This window comes from Actinoallomurus rhizosphaericola (genome assembly GCF_024055675.1).
In the GTDB taxonomy this organism is placed as follows: Bacteria; Actinomycetota; Actinomycetes; order Streptosporangiales; family Streptosporangiaceae; genus Actinoallomurus; species Actinoallomurus soli.
Map to the genome: position 1 here is coordinate 31,095 of NZ_JAMXMW010000017.1, position 20,322 is coordinate 51,416.

Here is a 20,322-nt window from a genome sequence, read left to right on the forward strand (position 1 = left end):
CTTCCCCGCGCCGCGTCACCGTCACCGGAACCGCTGCCACCCGCCCGGAACCGTCAGGCGGGGTCGGTGGGGTCCAGGCCGCGGACGGTGGTCAGATCGGTGAGGCCGCAGATCGTCAGGACCGGGCCGAGCAGCGGCGTGGCGATCACCTCGATGCGGTCGGCGTAGGACAGCAGGATGCTCAGCCCCGCGCTGTCGAGGTACTCCACGTCGGTGAGGTCGACGACGAGGGGACCGCTGTCGTCCCCCAGGGCGGTCGTCACGGCGGTGGCCAGATCGGCGCTGTTGCTCATGTCGATCTCACCGGCGGCGGTCAGGACGGGAGTGCCGTCCGGCCGGCGGTCGGGGGTCAGGGTCAGGGGGGTTGTCATCAGGCGATCCTGGTCTGCATGTCGACGGTGGTGCCGTCGGGGCCGGGGGTGACGGTGACGTGCTGCATCATGGCGCGCATCAGGGTGAGCCCACGGCCACGGTGGGCGTTGGCCTCGGGTTCGGGGGTCTTCCAGCGGCCGGTGTCGGTGATGGTCAGGCGCATCCGGTCCACCAGCGCTTCGGCGCGCATGCGGACGATGTCGCCGGGCGCGTCGCGGTGGCCGTGCTCGATGGCGTTGGCGCACGCCTCACCGGCGGCGACGAGCACGTTCTGCACCATCTGGGGCGGCAGGTCGCACTTGGCGAGCCAGCTGCGCAGGGCCCTGCGGACGGGCGCGAGCTGGGTGGCCTCGGCGGGGAAGGTCATCTCCAGCGGGGCCGGGTGCCGGTAGAGCAGCAGGGCGACGTCGTCGTCGTATCCCCCGGCGGGCGCCAGGCGGGTCATGACCTGGCTGGCCAGCACGTCGATGCCGGTCTCCCGGCCCTCCTGCACGGCATCGCCGGCCAGGTCGATGCCCTCGGTCAGGGGCCGGCGGCGGCGTTCGACCAGGCCGTCGGTGTAGAGCAGCAGCGTGGCGCGGGCCGGCAGGGTGTGCTCGGCGTACGGACGCGGCGTGCCGGGCCGCACGGCGAGCGGGGCCGCACGGCCGCCCTCGAGCAGGTGCCGGGTGCCGTCGGGATGGACGACGATGCCGGGCGGGTGCCCGGCGCTGGAGTAGGCCAGGTGCCCGGTCTGCGGGTCGAGGATCCCGCAGAAGACGGTCGTGCACATCGCGCCGGGGATCCCGGCGGCGAAGTGGTCCAGCGCGGTGAGGGCCTGGCCGGGCCTCGGGTCCTGCAGCAGCAGCGCCCGGCAGGCGCTGCGCAACTGCCCCATGACCGTCGCGGCCTGCAGACCACGGCCGACGCAGTCACCGACGACGATGCCGATGCGCCCGTCGAGCAGCGGCACCGTGTCGTACCAGTCACCGCCGACCTCCAGTGGGCGGGCGGCCGGTTCGTACCGGACGGCGAAGCCCTCCGGCAGGTCCGAGGGCCCGAGGATGGCCCGCTGCAGCGCGATCGCGGTCTCACGCTGCTGGTCGATCTGGTGGGCGCGCACCAGCCCCTGGGCGAGGTGACCGGCCAGCAGCGACAGCAGGGTCTGGTCCTGGTCGGTGAACGGCCGGTGACCGTCCAGGTCGAGCCACAGCACCATCGGGCCGCGGGGGTGTTCGAGGCCGACGCCCGCGGCCGTGCCCGCGGCGTTGGTGGCGGGCGCCAGGGACGGGCCGTCGCGGAGCCCGGTCAGCGCGGCGCGGTGCTGGTCGCTCAGTGCCTCCCAGGCGGTGTCCGCGCCGGTGCCGGTCACCACCGGCGTGCCGCCGCCGGCGAACACGACGGCCAGGACCCGATCGGCGCGCCACAGGGCCTGCACCTCCTCCAGGGCGCCGGCCAGGGCCTGTTCGAGGCTGGCGGCCTGGGACAGCCGCAGGCTCAGGGCCGCCACCGCCGTCTCCCGCTGGATGGCGTAGTGCTCGGCCGTCACGTCGCGGAAGGTGCCCACGGTCACCCGGCGCCCGGTGTCCAGATCCTGAACCTGGTTGAACGCGACACTGATCCACACCCGGTGCCCGTCACGGTGCGTCACGGGCACGGTGTAGACGCCGCGCTCCTCCGACAGCACCCCCGCGAACGCCTCCGCCACGAGCCGGTGCGCCTCGGGGTCACCGTCGGCGTCCGGCCACCACGGGTGGATCGGCCCGTACGGCAGGCCGTCGGGGCCGAAGCCCAGGATGTCGGTGAACGCCGCGTTGATCTCCACGACGGCGCCCTGCTCGTCGCAGACGAAGAACGCCTCCTGCAGGGAGTCGACCAGGGCCGTACGCCAGCGGGCGTGGTGGCTGCGCAGGCGGGCCAGCTCGACGACGGCCTGCACCCGCGCCAGCAGCTCGGCGGCGGAGAACGGCTTGACCAGGTAGTCGTCCGCGCCCGCCTCCAGGCCCTCGATCGCGGCGTCCTGACCCGCGCGGGCCGACAGCAGCAGCACGGGGATGCTCGCGGTGCGCGTGTCCTCGCGCAGCGCCGCCACCAGCTGCAGACCGTCCATGCGCGGCATCATCACGTCGCTGACGACCAGGTCGGGCGCGTCGGCCCGCGCGGCCTCCAGCGCGGCCTGGCCGTCGTCGACCGCGCTGACCCGGTGGCCCGCGCCGTGCAGCAGGCGGGTGAGGTACTCGCGCATGTCGGCGTTGTCATCGGCGATCAGCACGCGCGCCGGCAGGCCGCGTCCCGGCACGGCCGCGACCTCCTCACCGGTGCCGGACCCGACCTCCTCGGAGGTGGGCGGTGCCTCGGCGTCGTCCCGCGGGTCCGAGGGCAGCCAGCGCAGGGCCTCGTGGATGAACGGGTCGGCGGTCGCCGAGACCGTCGCCGCCGCGTCCCCGTCGACGAGGGCGTCCGGCGGCAGGTGAGCGTGCCCGAACGGCAGCCGTACCGTGAAGGTGGTGCCCTGGTTCTCGGCGGAGACGGCGCTGATGGTGCCGCCGTGCAGGCCGATCAGCTCCTTGACCAGCGCCAGCCCGATGCCGCTGCCCTCGTTCGACCGCGAGCGGGCCTTCTCGATGCGGTGGAACCGCTCGAACAGCCGCGGGATCTCCGCCTCGGGCACGCCGATGCCGGTGTCGGCGACGGTGACGACCGCGTGGTCGTCCTCCACCCGCACGCTCACCCGGACCGAGCCGTCGAAGGTGAACTTCAGCGCGTTGCTCAGCAGATTGAAGATCACCTTCTCCCACATGCCCCGGTCCAGGTACACCGGCTCGGGCAGCGGGGAGCAGTCCACGGCGAAGACGAGCCCCGCCTTCTCGATCGCGGAGCGGAACACGCTGGCCAGCTCGGCGGTCACCGCCGCCAGGTCGACGGGCTCGTACCGGGCCTGCATCCGGCCCGCCTCGATGCGGGAGAAGTCCAGCAGCGTGTTGACCAGCTTGCCGAGCCGCAACCCGTTGCGCCGGATGACGTCGAGCTCCTCACGGGCCCGCGGGTCCGCGGCGCCCAGCCGGTTCCGCAGCTCCTCGACCGGGCCCATGATCAGGGTGAGCGGGGTACGGAACTCGTGGCTGATGTTGGAGAAGAACGCGGTCTTGGCGCGGTCGAGCTCGGCGAGCTCCTCGGCCCGCCGCTGCTGGGCCTGGTAGCTGCGGGCGCTGGAGATGCCCGCCGCGACATGCCCGGCGGCCAGCTCGATGAACCCCCGGTAACTCTCGTCCAGCGGCCGGTACCGGTTCAGCGCCGCGACCAGGAAACCGTACGGCGCGCTGCCCTGCTGCAGCAGCGGCACCACCAGCGCGTGCGTGGGCGGCTCCGGCCAGTCCCCGGACGGCAGCCCGGTGAACGGGGCGCCCTCCAGGGCCACCAGCGCGGACTCCCCCCGCGCCAGCGCCGCCGCCGGCCACACGCCGCCGGTGCCGTCGGCCGGGACCGTCACCGGGGCGGCCGGATGGCCGGCCGGGATCCCGGTCGAGGCCGCCAGCCGCGCCGGACCGTCGTCCTCGAACAGGTACACCAGCGTGAACGGCAGATCCCGCAGGTTGCCGCCGAGCTGGCGGCCGGCGAAGGCCAGCATCTCCTGCTCGGTACGGACCACGCTGGGGTCGGAGCCCAGGTCCCGCAGCGTCGCCATGCGGCGCTCGCCGATGACCCGCTCGGTCTCCTCACTGACCACGCACAGCATGCCGACGACCGCGCCGGCGTCGTCGCGCAGCGGGCTGTAGGAGAAGGTGTGGTAGCTCTCCTCGGGGTATCCCGACCGCTCCAGGAACAGCAGCAGCGCCTCGTCCCAGGTGGCCTTCCCGGTGTTCAGCACGGTGCCGATCCGCGGGCCGATGTCGTCCCAGATCTCCGCCCAGACCTCGCCGGCCGGCCGGCCGAGCGCCCAGGGGTACTTACGGCCCAGCGTGTCCCGCCGGTAGGCCGCGTTGCAGAAGAACGTCAACTCCGGGCCCCACGCCATCCACATCGAGAACCGCGACGACAGCAGGATGCTGACCGCGGTCTGCAGGCTCTGCGGCCAGCCGTCCGGCGGCCCGAGCGGCGTCGCCGCCCAATCCACCGCGGCGAGGTCCCGGCCGACCTCTCCGTCGACGAAGAACACGCCTGCCCCGGCCGCCGCCGGCGGCCCGGACCCGGCGTCCTCCACCGGCCCGCTGGGCCCAGCACCGCTCATCGCCCTCTCCCTCGCCACGACCCCGCGCCTGCCTCGCCACGGCCCCGCCGGGACCTGCAATGGGGGACGGCCCGGCGGCTTCCGTAGGATAGGCCAACCACCCCGAGCCGTTACATTCGCACCTCGTCGCCCGGGATCTTCACGCAGGTTGGAGAACGACGTCGATGGACACCGCACCCGCCACCGCCACGGCGCCGCGCGACGCCGGCGACGTCCTCGCGGCGGTCCGCAGGCTTCTCGATGATCTGGGTAGGGGCGTCACCGACGGCACCGCCCTGCCGGCCCTGTCCGTGCCCACCCGTACCACCACCGTCCCCGTACAGGAGAACCGGTGACCGACCGCGTCCTGACCGCCACCACCCACGCCCACCCCGCCGGCCCGGCCGTGATCTCGGTCGCGGGCGAGCTCGACTACTACACCGCCGCCCACCTGCGGCAGGCCGTCCAGGAGACGGCCTTCACCGCCGAGGGCGTCATCATCGACCTGACCGACCTGACCTACTGCGATTCCACCGGCATCACCGTGCTGGTCACCGCGTACCACCGCGCCCAGGCGAGCAAGGCGCCCCTCGCGCTGGTCGGCCTCAACCCCGACCTGAACCGCGTCTTCGGCATCGTCGGGCTCCACGACGTCTTCGCCTCCTACCCGACGGTCGACGAGGCGGTCGCCGCCCTGTAGCCGCCCCGCCCGGGGATTCTCTGCACGCGGGCCCGGCCCGGGTGGATCGGGCGGGCGCGTCGCCCGAACGCGAACGTGCTGGTGTCCGGGCCGCCGGTCCCATCGCTGGCGCGGGCGCTGCGCTTGGCCAAAATATGTAGACCGGTCTATTGTCTCGTGCATGGTCGGAACCAAGGGAGCCGAGACCAGCGCCCGGCTGGTGGAGTCGATGCTCGAGCTGATCCAGCGCCACGGGTACAGCGGCACAGGGCTCAACGCGGTGGTGGAGCACGCCGGCGCCCCCAAGGGCTCGCTGTACTTCCACTTCCCCCAGGGCAAGGAGGCGCTGGGAGAGCACGCCGTCGCACTCGCGGCCGCACGGTTCGGCTCTCTCATCGCCGAGTCGGCCCTGACATCGGCGACGCCGGGTGAGGTGATACGCCGCGTGATCGACGTGCTCGCCGGGATGCTCACCGACAGTGACTACGCGATGGGCTGCCCGGTCTCGGTCGTGACCCTGGAGATGGGCGCGCGGAACCAGCGGCTGCGGCACGCCTGCGCGGACGCCTTCGAATCGTGGATCACGCCGGTGACCGACTACCTGGTCGCGCACGGCCGATCCCGTCCTGCCGCCCGCTCAACGGCCACGGCCGTGGTCAGCATGGTGGAGGGAGCGATGATCGTGTCGCGCGCCCAACGGTCGACCGAGCCGCTGCGCTGCGCCGCCGCGACGCTTGCCGTACTGCTGGACGAGGACACGGAGGCCGCGTCGTGAACGCCCCGGACCGGCACGCCCCGGACCGGCACGCCCTGGTCTTCGGCGCGACCGGCTTCATCGGCCGCCACCTGATCCTCGCGCTCGGCCGGGCCGGCGTCCGGGTCAGCACCGCCACCCGAAGCCCCGAGTCCTACCGGCGGCTCGCCGGATGGCTGGCCGAGCACGGCCACGCCACGGCCCCGGCGGACCTTCGAGCCGATTTCACCCGGCCGTCGCTGATCGACGGCGAGCACCGGGACGTCACCGAGATCTACAACTGCGCCGGAGCGTACCGGTTCGGGATGTCGGCGGAGGAGGCCCGCCGTGCCAACGTCGGCAGTGTCCGCGCCATCGTCGCCTTCGCGGCGCGGCTGCCGCGCCTTCGCCGCCTGGTGCACGTCTCGGGGTACCGCGTGGGCGGGCAGGATCCCGCCCCCTGGAGCGAGGAGCGCCGACGGCAGACCTACCGGGCCCTGGGCGCCTACGAGGCGTCCAAGGTCGAGGCGGACGCAGTCTTCCAGGCCGAGGCGGCGAGGCTGGGCGTCCCCTGGTCCATCGTGAACCCCTCCAGCGTGATCGGTGACAGCGTCACCGGCGAGGCCGACCAGTACCTGGGGCTCGCCTCGAGCGTGAAGGACCTCTGGCAGGGCTCTCTGGCCGCCGTACCGGGGAACGCGCGGACGTTCGTTCCCGTCGCCGCGGTCGACCACCTCGCCAGGTTCATGACCCTGCTTCCGGTCGACGAGGCCGCCGAGAACGCCGCGTACTGGCTGCTGGACGACGACACGCCCACACTGCCCTCCCTGCTCGCACTCGTCGCGGAGCACTACCGGGTCAAGGTCCCACGGGCTCGGATCCCGGTGTCCCTGGTCAAGCGCCTGCCCCGATGGCTCACCAAGGCGGACCCGGAGACCTTGACGTTCCTGTCGAGCGACCGCTACCCCACCGCGTCGGCACGCGCCTTCGCCGCCCGCCACGGGCTGAGCACGCCGGACACCGCTCCGACGATCCGCCGCTGGGCCGACCACCTGGCGGCGCACCGTTTCGGGGACGCCCCCGCCGGTGACAGGCGCTTCACCACGCCCGGCGGAGTGCGGACCTTCGAGCTCGGAGAGCCGGACGCGCCCACGGTTGTGCTCCCGGGCCTGCCGGTCAACGCCGACACCTGGGCGCCGGTCATCGCGGCGGTGGGCCGCGCCCGCGCCGTCGACCTGCCCGGGCTGGGGATGAGCGCGGGACACCGCGACGACTGGCCGGCCTGGCTCACCGCACTGGTGACCGAGACCGGCGCCCGTCACCTCGTCGGCCACTCCATCGGCGCCGCGGCGGCCGTCGAGGCCGCGGCCGCCCATCCCGACACGGTGGAGCGGCTCACCCTCGTATCACCGTTCTTCCTGCAGGCGCGCCCCGCCCGCCCCGCCCGCTGGGCACCGCTCACCCGCGCATACCTGAGCCGTGTCTCCCCCGAAACGCTGGCCGGCCGGCTCACCGGCAGCACGGCGCACGCGTCCGCGCTCCACTCGAGCGTGGCGGACCTGCGCCGCGGCGCGGCCGCCACCACCGCCCGGCTCCTCGCCGCCACCGCCGAGCCACGATGGCGCGAACAGCTGCAGGCCGGGCTGCAAAGCTACCCGGGTCACGTCCACGTCATCGCGGGCTCCCGCGATCCGCTCACTCCCGAAGGGCTGGCCCTGCTGGACACGCTCCCGCAGGTCACCGTGACGATCGTCGCCGGCGCGGGCCATCATCCCCAGCTGACCCACCCCGAGGACGTGGCCCGCGCCGTCCGTGACCCTGCCCCCTCCCCAGGCTCACCCGGCGCCCCGGAGAACGCCCAGGGACCTTCACCGGCGTGACCTGACGGACCGGCCCGCCGACGTCATGGCCGGCATGTCCCTCCGGCGTGCCGTGGCTCACGCGCGGCCGGAGGTCCTCGACGCACCGCTGAGCGAGCAGGTGTTGGCCAGGTCACCGCCGGTCGGACGAGGGACCGTCCCGCCGGGCGGCGGAGGCGTGCCCTGCCCGGCCCAGTCCTCCAGGGCCGCGAGCGCGGCGTGGAAACACGGCAGGATCGGGCGCAGCAGACCAGGGAACACGTCGTACAGCGCATCGACGTGGTTGCCGCCCGCGATCCGGTAGTAGCGGTGCAGCCCGCCGCGCCCGCGGGCGCGGACCAGCCGGTCGTACACGTCGGAGTCCTGGGAGATCGGCAACAGCGTGTCCAGCGTGCCCTGCAGGGTGATGAGCGGCCGCCCGATCCGCCCGCTCAGGGCGACACGCCGCACCGCCTCATGCACCGAACGAGGCCGGCGCGCGTAGTCGTAGTCGGCGTCACAACCGGGCGTGCCGGAGGCGCAGTACGGCGTGCCCGCCTCGACCGGCGCGCTGAACGCCGGGTCGAACTCCTGCCGGTAGATCCGCTGGGTCAGGTCCCAGTACACCTTCTCGTGGTAGTCCCACAACGGCTCCGAGCCGGCCGCGAACCCCGCGCCCAGCAGCGCCGCGTGCGCCGCCGGGTCACCGGTCGCGGCGTACCGCGGGTACTCCCGTATCGCCGTCGGCAGGGACGTGAGCAGGTTCGGGCCCTCGGCCCGCCACAGCGTCCCCTCCCAGTCCAGGCCGCCGTCGTACAGGCCGGGCCGGTTCTCCAGCTGCCAGCGCACCAGGTAGCCGCCGTTGGAGATCCCCGCCGCGAACGTCCGCGCCGGAGGCCGGCCGTACCGGCGCGCCACGGCCGCCTTCGCGGCGATCGTCAGCTGCGTCAACCGCCGGTTCCACTCGGCCATGGCGTCACCGGGCCGCGTCCCGTCGCGATAGAACTGCGCGCCGGTGTTGCCCTTGTCGGTCGCCGCGTACGCGTAGCCACGCGCCAGCACCCAGTCGGAGATGGCGAAGTCGTTCGCGTACTGCCGCCGGTTGCCCGGCGAACCCGCGACGACCAGCCCGCCCGTCCAGTGCTCCGGCAGCCGGAGCACGAACTGGGAGTCGTGGTCCCAGCCGTTGTTCGTGTTCGTCGTCGAGGTGTCGGGGAAATAGCCGTCGATCTGCAGGCCCGGCACACCGCTGGGGTTGCGCGCGCCGGCGGGCTGCAGACCGGCCCAGTCGGCCGGCACCGTGTGGCCGGTGGCCACCGTACCGGCCGTCGTCAGGTCGGCCAGGCACGCGGAGACCTGCCGCTCCGCGCCCGGAACGCTCACCGCGGGACACGCGGCCGCACTCGCGGGCCGGGGATGGGGCACGGCCGTCACGGCGGCCGCGGCGATCGCCGCGGCGGCGGTCACGGCGAGGAGCTGACGCGTCGGTCGCATGCACGCCTCGGTTCGTGGGTCGGGGAACACCGTGCCCGCCATCGTGAGACCCCGGCCCCCTGGGGTCGACGTTCCGCGGACCCACAATCCCCCGCCGCCCCATGGCGGCCGCCCCCATACCCGCCGCGCACCGGGGCGTCCTGTGGCCGCGGACCATCGGAACCCGGGCGAATGTGGGGCCCGCACACATGGATCCGGCCCCGAGGGCTGCCTAGTGTTCGGCGGCACCTGCACCGTTCACCGGCCGTCGACCGGCCGGTGAACGGTACGACACCGTTCCGTACGACACAGTGCCAAGGAGGGCGAATGGGCGCTCCCGCCACCCCGCCTCCCGTGCTCACCGCGCGGAGCCTGGTCAAGGACTTCCGGGGCTTCCGCGCGGTGGACGGCGTGGACCTGGACGTCGCCGACGGCGCGGTGCACGCGCTCGTCGGCCCGAACGGCGCCGGCAAGACGACGCTGTTCCACCTGCTCACCGGCTTCCACCGGCCGACCGCCGGCCGCATCCACGTCGGCGGGCGCGACCTGACCGGCAAGAGCCCCGAACAGGTCGCCCGGCACGGCGTCGCGCGGTCCTTCCAGACCACCAGCCTGTTCCCGCAGATGACGCCCCGCGAGCACCTGGAACTGGCGTTGCAGGCCGGCACGGCACTGGGCTGGCGTTTCTGGCGCTCGGACCGGGCCCTGCGGCGCTTCACCGGCCGCGCCCTGGACCTGCTCGACCAGGTCGGCCTCGCCGCGCACGCCGACGAACCGGCCGGCGCCCTCGCCTACGGGCGCAAACGCGCACTGGAACTCGCGCTCGCCCTCGCCCTCGACCCGCGGGTCCTGCTGCTGGACGAGCCCACCGCCGGCATGGGCACCGAGGACCTCACCCGCACGATCGAGCTGATCCAGCGGATCCGCGCCGGACGCACCGTCGTCATGGTCGAGCACAACATGAGCGTCGTCGCCGCCCTCGCCGACCGGGTCACGGTCCTGCAGGCCGGACAGGTCCTCGTCGAAGGCCCCTACGCCGAGGTCCGCCGCGACCCCCGCGTCATCAGCGCCTACCTGGGAGACGCCCATGCTGCGCATTGAGGACCTGTCGGCCTGGTACGGCGAGGCCCGCGTACTGAACGACGTGTCACTGGAGATCGCCGAAGGCGAGATCGTCACCCTCGTCGGCCGTAACGGCGCCGGCAAGACCACCCTGCTGCGCTGCGTCATGGGCCTGCACGCCACCGGCGGCGCCCGCGCCACCGGCACGATCGAGTTCCTCGGCGCCGGCCTGACCCGCCTGCCCGCCCACCGGCGGACCCGCCGCGGCCTCGGCTACGTCCCCGACGACCGCGGCATCTACGCCACGCTCACCGTCGAGGAGAACCTCACGCTCCCACCCGCCGTCGGCCCCCGCCCCTGGCCCCTCGGCCGGATCTATGAGACGTTCCCCCGGCTGCGCGAACGCCGCCGCTCCCCCGGCACGAAGCTGTCCGGCGGCGAACAGCAGATGCTCGCCCTGGCGCGGGTCCTGCGCATGGGCGCGCGGCTGCTGCTGTGCGACGAACCGACCGAAGGACTGTCCCCGCTGATCGTCCAGCAGATCGGCGCGATCCTCCGCGACGTCAAGGACCAGGGCGTCACCGTCCTGCTCGTCGAGCAGAACATCCACTTCGCCGCCACCGTCGCCGACCGGCACCACCTGCTGGCCGAAGGCCGGATCGTCCGCTCCCTGGGCAACGACGAGGTCCGCGCCCGCGAACACGAACTGCTGGAACACCTCGGGATCTGACGGACCCCGGACCACCACCGAGGAGGAGGAACCGATGAAGGCTCTACGCGCCGCGACCGCGGTGACGATCGGAGCGATCACGCTCGCCGGATGCGCGGGCGGACCCGGCGGGGGCGGGGGGAAGATCAGCGGGGGCAAGGTCGTGCTGGCCGTGCTCAACGACCAGTCCGGCGTCTACTCCGAGCTGTCCGGGCAGGGCAGCGTCAAGGCCGTACGGCTCGCCGTCGACGACTACAAGGCCAAGTACGGCGACAAGGCCGTCGCCAAGAAGATCGACGTCATCACCGCCGACCACCAGAACAAACCCGACATCGCAAACAGCAAGGCGCAGGAACTCTACGACCGGCGCCAGGCCGACGTCATCCTCGACGTACCGACCTCCTCCGCCGCGCTCGCCGTCGCCAACGTCGCCAAGGCCCGCAAGAAGCTGTTCTTCGACATCTCGGCCGCCACCACCGAACTCGAAGGCGCGCAGTGCAACGCCTACACCTTCCATTACGGCTTCAACAGCTACACCCTCGCCAACGGCACCGGCGGCACCGTCACCCACGACGGCGCGAAGAACTGGTACATCGTCTACCCCGACTACGCCTTCGGCCAGGACATGAACAAGAGCTTCACCCAGGCCGTACGCGGCGCGGGCGGCACCGTCGTCAAGAGCGACCCGGCGCCGTTCCCCAACGACAACTTCTCCTCCTTCCTGCTCAAGGCGCCCTCACTCAACCCCAGACCGCAGGTCCTGGGCGCCATGCAGGCCGGCGGTGACCTCGTCAACCTCGTCAAGCAGTACAACGAGTACCGGCTGCGCGACAAAGGCATCGGCCTCGCCGTCGGCCTGATGTTCCTCACCGACATCCACTCCCTCGGCTCCGACGCCCTGGCCGGCACGAAGTTCACCGACCCCTGGTACTGGAACGCCGACGCCGCCAACCGCGCGTGGGCCGACCGGTTCCAGGCCGCCGCCGGCAAACGCCCCACCTTCGCCAACGCCGCGAACTACTCCGCCGCCCTGCAGTACCTCGAAGCCGTGCAACGCGCCGGAACCGACAAATCCGACACCGTCGTCAAGCAACTCGAAGGCGCCAAGATCAACGACGTCTTCACCCACGACGGCACCATCCGCGCCGCCGACCACCTCCTGACCCACGACGTGTCACTGGCCCAGGTCAAGCCCGCCAAGGACGTCACCGAACCCTGGGACTACGAGAAGATCCTCTCCACCGTCCCCGCCGCCCAGGCCTTCCAGCCGCCGTCCCCCGCCTGCCGGCTCCACTGACCCGGCCACCTCCCCGGCCCGCCCCAGCCCCGGCGGGCCACGGGACCCCCACTGGAGGTCAACGTGTTGCAACAGGCATTCAACGGCCTGGTGGGCGGCGCGTTCTACGCCCTGCTCGCCCTCGGCCTGTCCGTCATCTTCGGCATGCTCCGCGTCGTCAACTTCGCCCACGGCTCGTTCTACATGCTCGGCGCCTTCGGCGCGTACGTCCTGCTCGACTCCCTCGGCCTGAACTTCTGGGTCGCCCTCGTCGCCGTCCCCCTTCTCCTCGGCGCCGCCGGAGTGCTCGTCGAGCGCGTGTTCGTCCGGCGTCTCACCCGCCTGGACCCCCTGTACGGCTTCCTGTTCACCTTCGGGCTCGCCCTGATCCTCCAGGACGCCGTCAAACACCGGTACGGCGTACAGTCCCAGCCCTACCCCCGCCCGTCCGCGCTGTCCGGCTCGCTCGACCTCGGCCTGTTCGACTACCCCGCCTACCAGGTCTTCGTCCTCGCCCTGTCCCTGCTGACCTGCGCGGCGACCTGGCTCATCCTCACCCGCACCCGCGTCGGAACGATCGTCCGCGCCGCCACCGAACGACCCGAGCTCACCCGCGCCCTCGGCATCGACGTCGGCCGCTGGGTCGCGCCCGTCTTCGGCTTCGGCGTCGCCCTCGCCGGCCTCGCCGGAGTACTCGCCGCCCCCATGCGCGCCGTCAACCCCCTCATGGGCGCCGACCTGATCATCACCGTGTTCGCCGTCGTCGTCATCGGCGGCCTCGGATCCATCTTCGGCTCGGTCGCCGCCGGCTTCGCGATCGGACTGATCACCGCCCTCGGCAACCTCTACGTGCCCGCCCTCTCCCAGACCCTCGTCTTCGTCGTCATGGCCGCCGTCCTGCTCTGGCGACCGGCCGGACTGTTCGGCCGCGAGGAGGCCGCCCTGTGATCCTGTCCCGCCTCACCGCCCGGCCCATCCCCCTCATCACCGGGCTCCTCATCGCCCTCGCCCTGCCCTGGGCGATCTACCCGCCCGTCGCCCTCGACATCGCCTGCTGGGCGCTCTTCGCCGCCGCCGTCGACCTGCTCCTCGGCCACACCGGACTGCTCCCCTTCGGACACGCGGCGTTCTGGGGCGGCTCGGCCTACGTCACCGGCCTCATCTCCCTGCACGCCGGACTGCCCTTCCCCGTCGCCGTCCTCGGCGGCGCCGCCACCGCCGCGCTCCTCGCCCTCCCCATCGGATACCTGTCCGCCCGCCTGCGCGGCATCTACTTCGCGATGGTCACCCTCGCGTTCGCCCAGGTCGTCTACTTCGCCGTCAACCAGTGGCGCGGCCTCACCGGCGGCGAGAACGGCCTGCAGGGCATCCCCCGGCACTTCTTCGGCCTCGACCTGTCCGACCCGTTCTTCTTCTACTACGCCGGCCTGCCGCTCGTCCTCGCCGGCCTCTTCGCCGCCTGGCGCATCACCCGCTCCCCCTTCGGCCGGGTCCTCACCGCCGTCCGCGACAACCCCGCACGCGCCCAGGCCCTCGGATACCCCGTCGCCCGCTACAAACTCCTCGCGTTCGTCCTGTCCGCCGGACTGTCCGGACTCGCCGGCGGCCTGTTCGCCATCGGCCACGGATTCGCCTCACTCGACGACGTCTACTGGACCACCTCCGGCCAGGTCGTCATGATGGTCGTCCTCGGCGGCATCGGCACCCTCTGGGGCGGAGCGCTCGGCGCCGCGCTCATCGTCGAGCTCAACGACTACCTCGCCACCGCCGGCTTCCAGGAGATCGGACTCGTCACCGGCACCATCTTCGTGATCATCGTCCTGGTGTTCCGCCGCGGCCTCTGGGGCACCGTCCACGACCTCCTCCCCACCTCCGCACCGCACCGCACGCCACGACGACCCGCATCCGAAGGAGCATGACCGTGGCCGCCACCACCCGCACCGATCCCGCCCCGACTACCGGCACCGACCTGACCGGGCACCGCGCCCTGGTCACCGGCGCCGCCGGCGGCATCGGCCTCGCCTGCGCCCGGCGACTCGCCGCCGCCGGCGCCGACGTCGTCATCGTCGACCTGCGCGCCGACGCCGCACAGGCCGCCGCCGACGAACTCGGCGGCCACGCCCTCGCCGTCGACCTGTCCGACCCCGACGCGGTCGAACGCATCGACTGCGACGACGTCGACATCCTCATCAACAACGCCGGCCTGCAACACGTCGCACCCATCACCGAATTCCCCCCGGAGACCTTCACCCGCATCCAGCGGATCATGGTCGAGGCGCCGTTCCGGCTCGCCCGCCGCACCCTGCCCGGCATGTACGCGCGCGGCTGGGGCCGCGTCGTGAACATCTCCTCCGTCCACGGCCACCGCGCCTCCCCCTACAAGGCCGCCTACGTCACCGCCAAACACGCCCTCGAAGGCCTCACCAAGGTGATCGCCATCGAAGCCGCCCCACACGGCGTCACCGCCAACTGCGTCAGCCCCGCCTACGTCCGCACCGCCCTCGTCGAAGCCCAGATCGCCGACCAGGCCGCCGCCCACGACCTCCACCCCGACCAGGTCATCGACCAGATCATGCTCGCCAGAGCCGCGATCCGCCGCCTCATCGAACCCGACGAGGTCGCCGACCTCGTCACCTACCTGTGCTCACCGAGCGCAGCCATGATCACCGGCTCGTCCGTCACCATCGACGGCGCCTGGACCGCCCACTGACAATGACCGCTATGAAGTGCGACGTCTTCTTCGACCTGCTCGCCCGCGAGGCCTCCGCCGCCGAGTTCGACGCGCCCCTCCTCGAGGCACGCGTCGCCGGCGCGGACCCACGCGTGCTCGCGGAACTGGAGACGACCAAGGCCGCCGCCCTCCGCGTCCGCTCCCTCCTCGAACACCGCGCCCGCCGCGAAGCCGAACTCGCAGCCCTCTTCGACACCGCCAGCGACCTCGCCGGCCTGCGCCGCCTCGACGCCGTCCTGGAAGCGATCGTCCGCCGCGCCCGCCGCCTCCTCGGCGCCGACATCTCCTACATGACCCTCAGCGACGACGACCGCGGCGACACCTGCATGCGCGTGACCGACGGATCGGTCTCCGCTGCCTTCCGCGCCCTCCGCATCCCCTTCGGCGCCGGCCTGGCCGGCCTCGTCGCCCAGACCGGCACCCCCTACAGCACCCCCGACTACTTCGCCGACGCACGCTTCGACCACCAGGCCTACATCGACGCCGCCGTCCAGGAAGAAGACCTGGTCGCGATCCTCGGCGTCCCGATGCGCCTGGGCCCCCGCGTCATCGGCGTCCTGTTCGCCGCCAACCGCAGCGCCCGCCCCTTCGTCCCCGAAGAGATCGCCCTCCTCGGCTCCCTCGCCGCCCACGCCGCCATCGCCATCGACAACGCCCGCCTCCTCGACGAGACCCGCGCCGCCCTCGAAGAACTCAGCGCGGCCAACGAACTCATCAAGGCACGCAGCGCCGCCGTCGAACGCGCCGCCCACGCCCACGACCGCATGACCACCCTCGCCGTACGCGGCGGCGGCGTCCAAGACGTCGCCGAAGTCATCATCGACGTCCTCGGCGGCGCCCTCCTCGTCCTGGACCCCGAAGGCCGCCCCCTCGCCGCCGTAGGCGACCTCGGCGAACCCGACGACACCACCGTCACCGAAGCCGCCCGCGCCTCCCGCTCCCTCGGCCGCGCCGTACAACGCGGACGGCTCTGGATCGCCTCGATCGCCGCCGGCGCCGAAGTGCTCGGCACCCTCATCCTCCGCACCCCCGGAGCCGGCGAACTGTCCGGCAGCGACCAGCGCATCCTCGAACGCGGCGCACTCGTCACCGCACTGCTCCTGCTGTTCCGCCGCAGCGTCGCCGAGGCCGAAGGCCGGGTCCGCGGCGAACTGCTCGACGACCTGCTCAGCGGCCGAGTCACCGACCTCGACGCACTACGGGCCCGCGCCCGCCTGATCGGCTTCGACCTCGGAGCCCCCTACGTCCTCGTCGTCGTCCGGCACGACACGGACCGGCCCCGCGCCGCCTTCTGGGCCGCCTCCTACGCCTCCGCCGCCCGCGGGCTCTTCGCCGCCCGCGGCGAAGAGATCGTCCTGCTCCTCCCCGGCCTCGACCCCGGCGCGGTCGCCCGCCGCGCCGCCAAAGACTGCGGCGCGGCGCTCGGCACCACCGCGACCGCCGGGGCCGCCGGCCCGGTCGACTCCGCCACCAAGGTCACGGCGGCACACCAGGAGGCGGGACGCTGCGCCGACGCGCTCCTCGCCCTGGGCCGCGCCGGCCAGGGCGCCGATACCCGCGAACTCGGCTTCGTCGGTCTCCTCCTCGGAGACGGCAGGGACGTCACCGGCTTCCTCACCGCCACGCTCGGCCCCGTCCTGGACTACGACGAACGCCGCAAGACCAAGCTCGTACGGACCCTGGAGGCCTACTTCGAGGTCGGCGGCAGCCTGGCGCGGGCCGCCCAGCGCCTGCACGTCCACGTCAACACGGTCACCCAGCGCCTCGACCGGGTCGGCAAGCTCCTCGGCGAGCACTGGCAGGACCCGGAGCGCACGCTGGAACTCCAGCTCGCGCTCCGGCTCCACCGTCTCACCGCCACCACCGGCCGGTGAGACCTCCCGCAGCGCCGCGAAGCAGGCCATCGGCCTCGACCGCGCCTCGGTCAGCGAGGTCGGCCGCCGGCCCGGCGTCTCCGAACAGGCGGCGGGCAAGACCGTCGACCGGCTCGAGGAACTCGGCTACGCCGAGCGCGCGGGAGACCCGGCGGACGCGCGGCGCAAGGTCATCCGCCTGACTCCCACGGGCTCGGCGCACTCACCCGCTCCGCACTGATCTTCGACCGGCTGCAGGTCAGATCGTGTCGTCGAGCCAGTCGAAGATGCGCGCCACCGCCAGGCGAAGGGCACCAGGGTGGCAGTGGGCGTCGCCGCCTTCTTCCTCGGTGAAGCTCAGAAGTTTCTTCGGCGCTGTGAGGTGCCGGTACAGCCTGCGCGGGTCGGATTCCTCGGTGGCGGAGTAGAACAGGTCGGCGGTCGCCTCGCACACCAGCACGGGGCACGTGATCTTCTCCGCGCTTCCGTCGCCCAAGTTGTAGCGGGCGTACTCGGCCAGGAACTCGCGGTCGGTCGAGGTCCCCGTGACGTAGCGCCCGTGGTCGCAGGCCCAGCGCAGGGTCGGGCTCTCCTCACGGGCATCGGCGATCATCCGGTCCAGTTCCTCGTCGTGCTCCGCTGCCGCGCGCTGGACCGCCTCGTCGTGCGGCAGCGGGAGATGCGCGGTCAGAGCGGAGACGGCGTCGAAGACGCCGTCGACGGCGACGACGGCCGCCAGGCGCGGCTCATAGGCCGCGGCGCGGGGTGCGAGGTAGCCGCCGAGGCTGACGCCGAGCAGCGCGATACGGGCCGGATCGACGCCCGGGTCCTGGGCGAGAAAGTCCAGGACGGGACCGACCACGTTCTCCCAGTCCGGCCGGAAGGTCAGCCCGTCCCGGTGGATTGCGGCAGGCTGCCCGGGGCCGTCGAAGGTCAGGACGTGGTAGCCGCGTTCCTGTCCGCCGACAGCGCCGAAGAAGTGCAACTCCTCGGCGGCGCCGTCGAATCCGTTGTGCATCACCAGCGTCGGCTTCGAGCCCTCGCCCGCCGCCCGGTAGAAGTAGCCGTGCAGCACGGTGTCCTCATACGGGATCTCCACGGGGGTGATGCCGGGAATGTGAGCGATGGCGTCGCGGAAGCAGGCGACGCCGCGCTCGTAGGCGTGGTCGATGCGCGGGTCGCCGGGGTTGCCGTGCAGGAAGAACTCGGCCGCCCGGTAGTAGGTGGAGGCACGCAGGAGTCCGTCGCGTGCGCTGATGGGATGGCTTGCGCGGGCCTCGGCCTCCAGGCGCTCGGCGGTGGACAGCCAGGCGGCGTGCCAGCCGTCGTAGTCGCCGGAGGTGACGCGGGCGGCGGTGGAGATGACTTCACCGACGTCCGAACCGCCGTAGACGGCCAGGCCGAGATTGCGCAGAGTCTCGAACCAGAACTGCTGATCGCCTGGGAACATCAACTGCTCCATGGCATCTCCTCTTCAAGGAGGGCGCGGAAGGCTCGCGGAGGCCGACCGGTGAGTCGCAGGACGGTGTCGGTGGTGCGGTCTTCGGAGCCCTCGGCGATGGCGCGGTCCATGCCGGCCAACATCGCGGCGAACGCCGGCGGCATCAGCTTCGCGAGGCGGTCGCGCATCTGCTCGTAGGACAGATGGCGGTGGACCACGGGCCGACCGGTGACCTCGGTGATGATCCTTGCGATGTCGTCGTAGCTCAGCGCCTCCGGTCCGGTGAGGACGAGGTCGGTGTTGGGGGCATGTTCGTCGGTCAGGGCGTGGACGGCGACGGCCGCGATGTCCTCGGCGTCGACGAAGCCGACACGGCCGCTGTCGGTGGCGGTCCAGATGGCGCCGTCTTCACGGATGCTGAGGGCATGGATGTGCGTGCCGGTGAAGTTCTGCATGAACCAGGAGGGCCGCAGCACCGCCCACTGCTCGAACAGGCCGGGCAGGGCCCGGTGCACCGTCCCCACCGCCGGGCCGTCCTCGGGTATGGCCGAGGAACTGAGGAGCACCGCGCGGTGTACGCCCGCGGTGCGGGCCCGCTGGAGGAAGGGCAGCATGACCGCCGCGGGGTCGGACTCCCCCAGGGGCGGTATGAGGTACACGCGGTCGACTCCGTCGAGGGCAGCGCCGTGGGTGGCGGGGTCGTACCAGTCGAAGCGGACCGGCTCCGCGCCGGGGACCGGGGTGGCGTGACGGCTGGCCGCCTTGACGCGGTGGCCGGCGGCTGTCAGCTGCGCGGCGGTGCGCCTGCCGGTCGTGCCGGTGGCGCCGATGACCAAAGTGGTGCCGGTGGTGGTCATCGGGTGCTCCCAGTGAAGTCGGTGCCGGGTTCCAGGACGGCGAGGGGGTTCCAGTAGTCGCGGTAGGCGGTGATGAGCCCGTCCTGGACGGTTACGACGGCGATGTAGGTCATGTCGAAGGGGCTGCCGGTCTCCACCAAACGGCCGACACCGCGCATCTCGACCACGATGGTCTCCGGGTCGGTGGTCTGGTGGATCCGCAGGTCAGGGAAGTCATGCAGGTCGATGTGGTCGGGGTAGTCGCGCATGTAGGCGGCGATGGCCTCCTTGCCCTCCAACCGCTCGGGCCAGCCCTGAGGGGCGAAGGGGAACTCCATGATTCCGTCCTCGGCCCACAGAGCGACCCAGCCGGGAATGTTCTTGTCCAGCAGCAGTCGCAGGCTGTGGCGGTACAGATCCGCTGGAGAGGTGTGTGCGGACATGGGTATCCTCCATCTCGTAAAATCCGGACCCTGAGTCCGGAATCTCACGATACGGACCCAGGGTCCGGATCGCAACTGGAGGAATCCGCGTGCCCGAGCGCAAACCTCGCAAGGACGCTGTCCGTAACCGGATGGCCGTCCTGGCGGCAGCCGACACCCTCTTCGCTCGCTGCGAGAGCCCCGAGGACGTCACCATGGCCGACGTCGCGGCAGCGGCCGGCGTCGGAAAAGGAACGCTCTTCCGTGCCTTCGGTGACCGCACCGGGCTGATCCGCGCCCTGTTCGAGGTACGGCTCGAACCGATCATGGACGCCGTCGAAACGGGTCCGCCGCCACTGGGACCCCCCACCCCACCGCTTCAGCGCATACCCGCCCTGCTCGACGCCCTCCTGTGCTTCAAACTCGACAACCGCCGCCTCGCACTGGCCCTGGAGGAAACGGGGAGCGTCAGCCCTTACCAGGCGGAGCATTACGAGCGATGGCACAGCCTGCTCCAAGCCATGCTGGAGCAGATTCCCGGGCTGACCGACAGCGACTTCACCGCCCATGCACTGCTCGCTGCCACCCGAGCCGACCTCGTCGAACACCTGGCCGGTCACGAGTGCGTGCCGCGCGAAAGAATGCGGGCGCAACTGGCGAGCTTCATCACCAGAGTCCTGGACTCCCGCTCAGGCTGTTGAGGTTGTTGGA

The 20,322-nt window shown here is 72.3% G+C and carries 19 protein-coding genes; 13 read left to right on the forward strand and 6 right to left on the reverse strand.

What is annotated here, in order from left to right:
• Positions 1-53: 53 nt before the first annotated feature.
• Together NE234_RS31655 and NE234_RS31660 are read right to left on the reverse strand one after the other, a co-directional pair.
• The gene (locus tag NE234_RS31655) at positions 54-371 is read right to left on the reverse strand and encodes an STAS domain-containing protein (RefSeq protein WP_252784533.1); all 318 of its coding nucleotides are present in this window, start codon (positions 369-371) and stop codon (positions 54-56) included.
• Positions 371-4,579, reverse strand: a complete 4,209-nt coding sequence (locus NE234_RS31660; protein ID WP_252784534.1) for a SpoIIE family protein phosphatase — start codon at positions 4,577-4,579, stop codon at positions 371-373. The genes NE234_RS31655 and NE234_RS31660 overlap by 1 nt, the downstream gene beginning before the upstream one ends.
• A 164-nt stretch (positions 4,580-4,743) precedes the next feature.
• Between NE234_RS31660 and NE234_RS31665 the strand changes: the two genes are divergently transcribed.
• From NE234_RS31665 to NE234_RS31680, 4 genes are all read left to right on the forward strand, one after another.
• A complete protein-coding gene (locus NE234_RS31665; protein WP_252784535.1) occupies positions 4,744-4,914 on the forward strand; it encodes a hypothetical protein in 171 nt (56 codons plus the stop codon).
• Positions 4,911-5,258, forward strand: a complete 348-nt coding sequence (locus NE234_RS31670) for an STAS domain-containing protein (RefSeq protein WP_252784536.1) — start codon at positions 4,911-4,913, stop codon at positions 5,256-5,258. Before NE234_RS31665 ends, NE234_RS31670 begins: the two co-directional genes overlap by 4 nt.
• Positions 5,259-5,418: 160 nt before the next feature.
• Positions 5,419-6,012, forward strand: a complete 594-nt coding sequence (locus NE234_RS31675) for a TetR/AcrR family transcriptional regulator (RefSeq protein WP_252784537.1) — start codon at positions 5,419-5,421, stop codon at positions 6,010-6,012.
• Entirely contained in the window at positions 6,009-7,850 is a 1,842-nt protein-coding gene (locus tag NE234_RS31680) for an alpha/beta fold hydrolase (protein WP_252784538.1), read from the forward strand. The genes NE234_RS31675 and NE234_RS31680 overlap by 4 nt, the downstream gene beginning before the upstream one ends.
• A 57-nt stretch (positions 7,851-7,907) precedes the next feature.
• Here the strand turns inward: NE234_RS31680 and NE234_RS31685 are convergent, their stop codons facing one another.
• The gene (locus NE234_RS31685) at positions 7,908-9,302 is read right to left on the reverse strand and encodes a tannase/feruloyl esterase family alpha/beta hydrolase (RefSeq protein WP_252784539.1); all 1,395 of its coding nucleotides are present in this window, start codon (positions 9,300-9,302) and stop codon (positions 7,908-7,910) included.
• A gap of 306 nt (positions 9,303-9,608) precedes the next feature.
• On the opposite strand from NE234_RS31685, the gene NE234_RS31690 reads away from it, so the two are divergent.
• From NE234_RS31690 to NE234_RS31725, 8 genes are all read left to right on the forward strand, one after another.
• Entirely contained in the window at positions 9,609-10,382 is a 774-nt protein-coding gene (locus NE234_RS31690; protein ID WP_252784540.1) for an ABC transporter ATP-binding protein, read from the forward strand.
• Positions 10,369-11,073, forward strand: coding sequence for an ABC transporter ATP-binding protein (locus tag NE234_RS31695; protein ID WP_252784541.1), 705 nt, complete (start codon positions 10,369-10,371; stop codon positions 11,071-11,073). Before NE234_RS31690 ends, NE234_RS31695 begins: the two co-directional genes overlap by 14 nt.
• A 34-nt stretch (positions 11,074-11,107) precedes the next feature.
• Positions 11,108-12,349 carry an ABC transporter substrate-binding protein gene (locus NE234_RS31700; RefSeq protein WP_252784542.1) on the forward strand — a complete coding sequence of 414 codons (1,242 nt, stop codon included), beginning with the start codon at positions 11,108-11,110 and terminating at the stop codon, positions 12,347-12,349.
• A 63-nt stretch (positions 12,350-12,412) separates the two neighbouring features.
• Entirely contained in the window at positions 12,413-13,276 is an 864-nt protein-coding gene (locus tag NE234_RS31705) for a branched-chain amino acid ABC transporter permease (RefSeq protein ID WP_252784543.1), read from the forward strand.
• The gene (locus NE234_RS31710; RefSeq protein ID WP_252784544.1) at positions 13,273-14,247 is read left to right on the forward strand and encodes a branched-chain amino acid ABC transporter permease; all 975 of its coding nucleotides are present in this window, start codon (positions 13,273-13,275) and stop codon (positions 14,245-14,247) included. The genes NE234_RS31705 and NE234_RS31710 overlap by 4 nt, the downstream gene beginning before the upstream one ends.
• Entirely contained in the window at positions 14,244-15,038 is a 795-nt protein-coding gene (locus NE234_RS31715) for a 3-hydroxybutyrate dehydrogenase (protein WP_406567096.1), read from the forward strand. The genes NE234_RS31710 and NE234_RS31715 overlap by 4 nt, the downstream gene beginning before the upstream one ends.
• 11 nt (positions 15,039-15,049) lie before the next feature.
• Positions 15,050-16,933: a helix-turn-helix domain-containing protein gene (locus tag NE234_RS31720; protein ID WP_252784546.1), complete on the forward strand. Its 1,884-nt coding sequence runs from the start codon at positions 15,050-15,052 to the stop codon at positions 16,931-16,933.
• Positions 16,934-16,961: 28 nt separating this feature from the next.
• The gene (locus tag NE234_RS31725) at positions 16,962-17,153 is read left to right on the forward strand and encodes a MarR family winged helix-turn-helix transcriptional regulator (protein ID WP_252784694.1); all 192 of its coding nucleotides are present in this window, start codon (positions 16,962-16,964) and stop codon (positions 17,151-17,153) included.
• An 18-nt stretch (positions 17,154-17,171) separates the two neighbouring features.
• Here the strand turns inward: NE234_RS31725 and NE234_RS31730 are convergent, their stop codons facing one another.
• From NE234_RS31730 to NE234_RS31740, 3 genes are read right to left on the reverse strand one after another with little or no spacing between them, the layout of a single operon-like run.
• Positions 17,172-18,374, reverse strand: coding sequence for an alpha/beta hydrolase family protein (locus NE234_RS31730; RefSeq protein WP_252784547.1), 1,203 nt, complete (start codon positions 18,372-18,374; stop codon positions 17,172-17,174).
• On the reverse strand, positions 18,362-19,210 hold the full coding sequence (locus tag NE234_RS31735) for an NmrA family NAD(P)-binding protein (RefSeq protein WP_252784548.1): 849 nt from the start codon (positions 19,208-19,210) through the stop codon (positions 18,362-18,364). Before NE234_RS31735 ends, NE234_RS31730 begins: the two co-directional genes overlap by 13 nt.
• Positions 19,207-19,632 carry a nuclear transport factor 2 family protein gene (locus NE234_RS31740; protein WP_252784549.1) on the reverse strand — a complete coding sequence of 142 codons (426 nt, stop codon included), beginning with the start codon at positions 19,630-19,632 and terminating at the stop codon, positions 19,207-19,209. The genes NE234_RS31735 and NE234_RS31740 overlap by 4 nt, the downstream gene beginning before the upstream one ends.
• An 89-nt stretch (positions 19,633-19,721) precedes the next feature.
• Between NE234_RS31740 and NE234_RS31745 the strand changes: the two genes are divergently transcribed.
• Complete coding sequence (locus NE234_RS31745) at positions 19,722-20,312, forward strand: TetR/AcrR family transcriptional regulator (RefSeq protein WP_252784550.1); 591 nt, start codon at positions 19,722-19,724, stop codon at positions 20,310-20,312.
• Positions 20,313-20,322 lie beyond the last annotated feature (10 nt).

Excerpts from the sequence above, each read along its gene's own strand:
- NE234_RS31685 (WP_252784539.1), bottom strand. The coding sequence starts at position 9,302 with ATGCGACCGACGCGTCAGCTCCTCGCCGTGACCGCCGCCGCGGCGATC.
- NE234_RS31715 (WP_406567096.1), top strand. The coding sequence starts at position 14,244 with ATGACCGTGGCCGCCACCACCCGCACCGATCCCGCCCCGACTACCGGC.
- NE234_RS31720 (WP_252784546.1), top strand. The coding sequence starts at position 15,050 with ATGAAGTGCGACGTCTTCTTCGACCTGCTCGCCCGCGAGGCCTCCGCC.
- NE234_RS31730 (WP_252784547.1), bottom strand. The coding sequence starts at position 18,374 with ATGGAGCAGTTGATGTTCCCAGGCGATCAGCAGTTCTGGTTCGAGACT.
- NE234_RS31665 (WP_252784535.1), top strand. The coding sequence starts at position 4,744 with ATGGACACCGCACCCGCCACCGCCACGGCGCCGCGCGACGCCGGCGAC.
- NE234_RS31655 (WP_252784533.1), bottom strand. The coding sequence starts at position 371 with ATGACAACCCCCCTGACCCTGACCCCCGACCGCCGGCCGGACGGCACT.
- NE234_RS31735 (WP_252784548.1), bottom strand. The coding sequence starts at position 19,210 with ATGACCACCACCGGCACCACTTTGGTCATCGGCGCCACCGGCACGACC.
- NE234_RS31660 (WP_252784534.1), bottom strand. The coding sequence starts at position 4,579 with ATGAGCGGTGCTGGGCCCAGCGGGCCGGTGGAGGACGCCGGGTCCGGG.
- NE234_RS31690 (WP_252784540.1), top strand. The coding sequence starts at position 9,609 with ATGGGCGCTCCCGCCACCCCGCCTCCCGTGCTCACCGCGCGGAGCCTG.
- NE234_RS31675 (WP_252784537.1), top strand. The coding sequence starts at position 5,419 with ATGGTCGGAACCAAGGGAGCCGAGACCAGCGCCCGGCTGGTGGAGTCG.
- NE234_RS31740 (WP_252784549.1), bottom strand. The coding sequence starts at position 19,632 with ATGTCCGCACACACCTCTCCAGCGGATCTGTACCGCCACAGCCTGCGA.
- NE234_RS31695 (WP_252784541.1), top strand. The coding sequence starts at position 10,369 with ATGCTGCGCATTGAGGACCTGTCGGCCTGGTACGGCGAGGCCCGCGTA.
- NE234_RS31700 (WP_252784542.1), top strand. The coding sequence starts at position 11,108 with ATGAAGGCTCTACGCGCCGCGACCGCGGTGACGATCGGAGCGATCACG.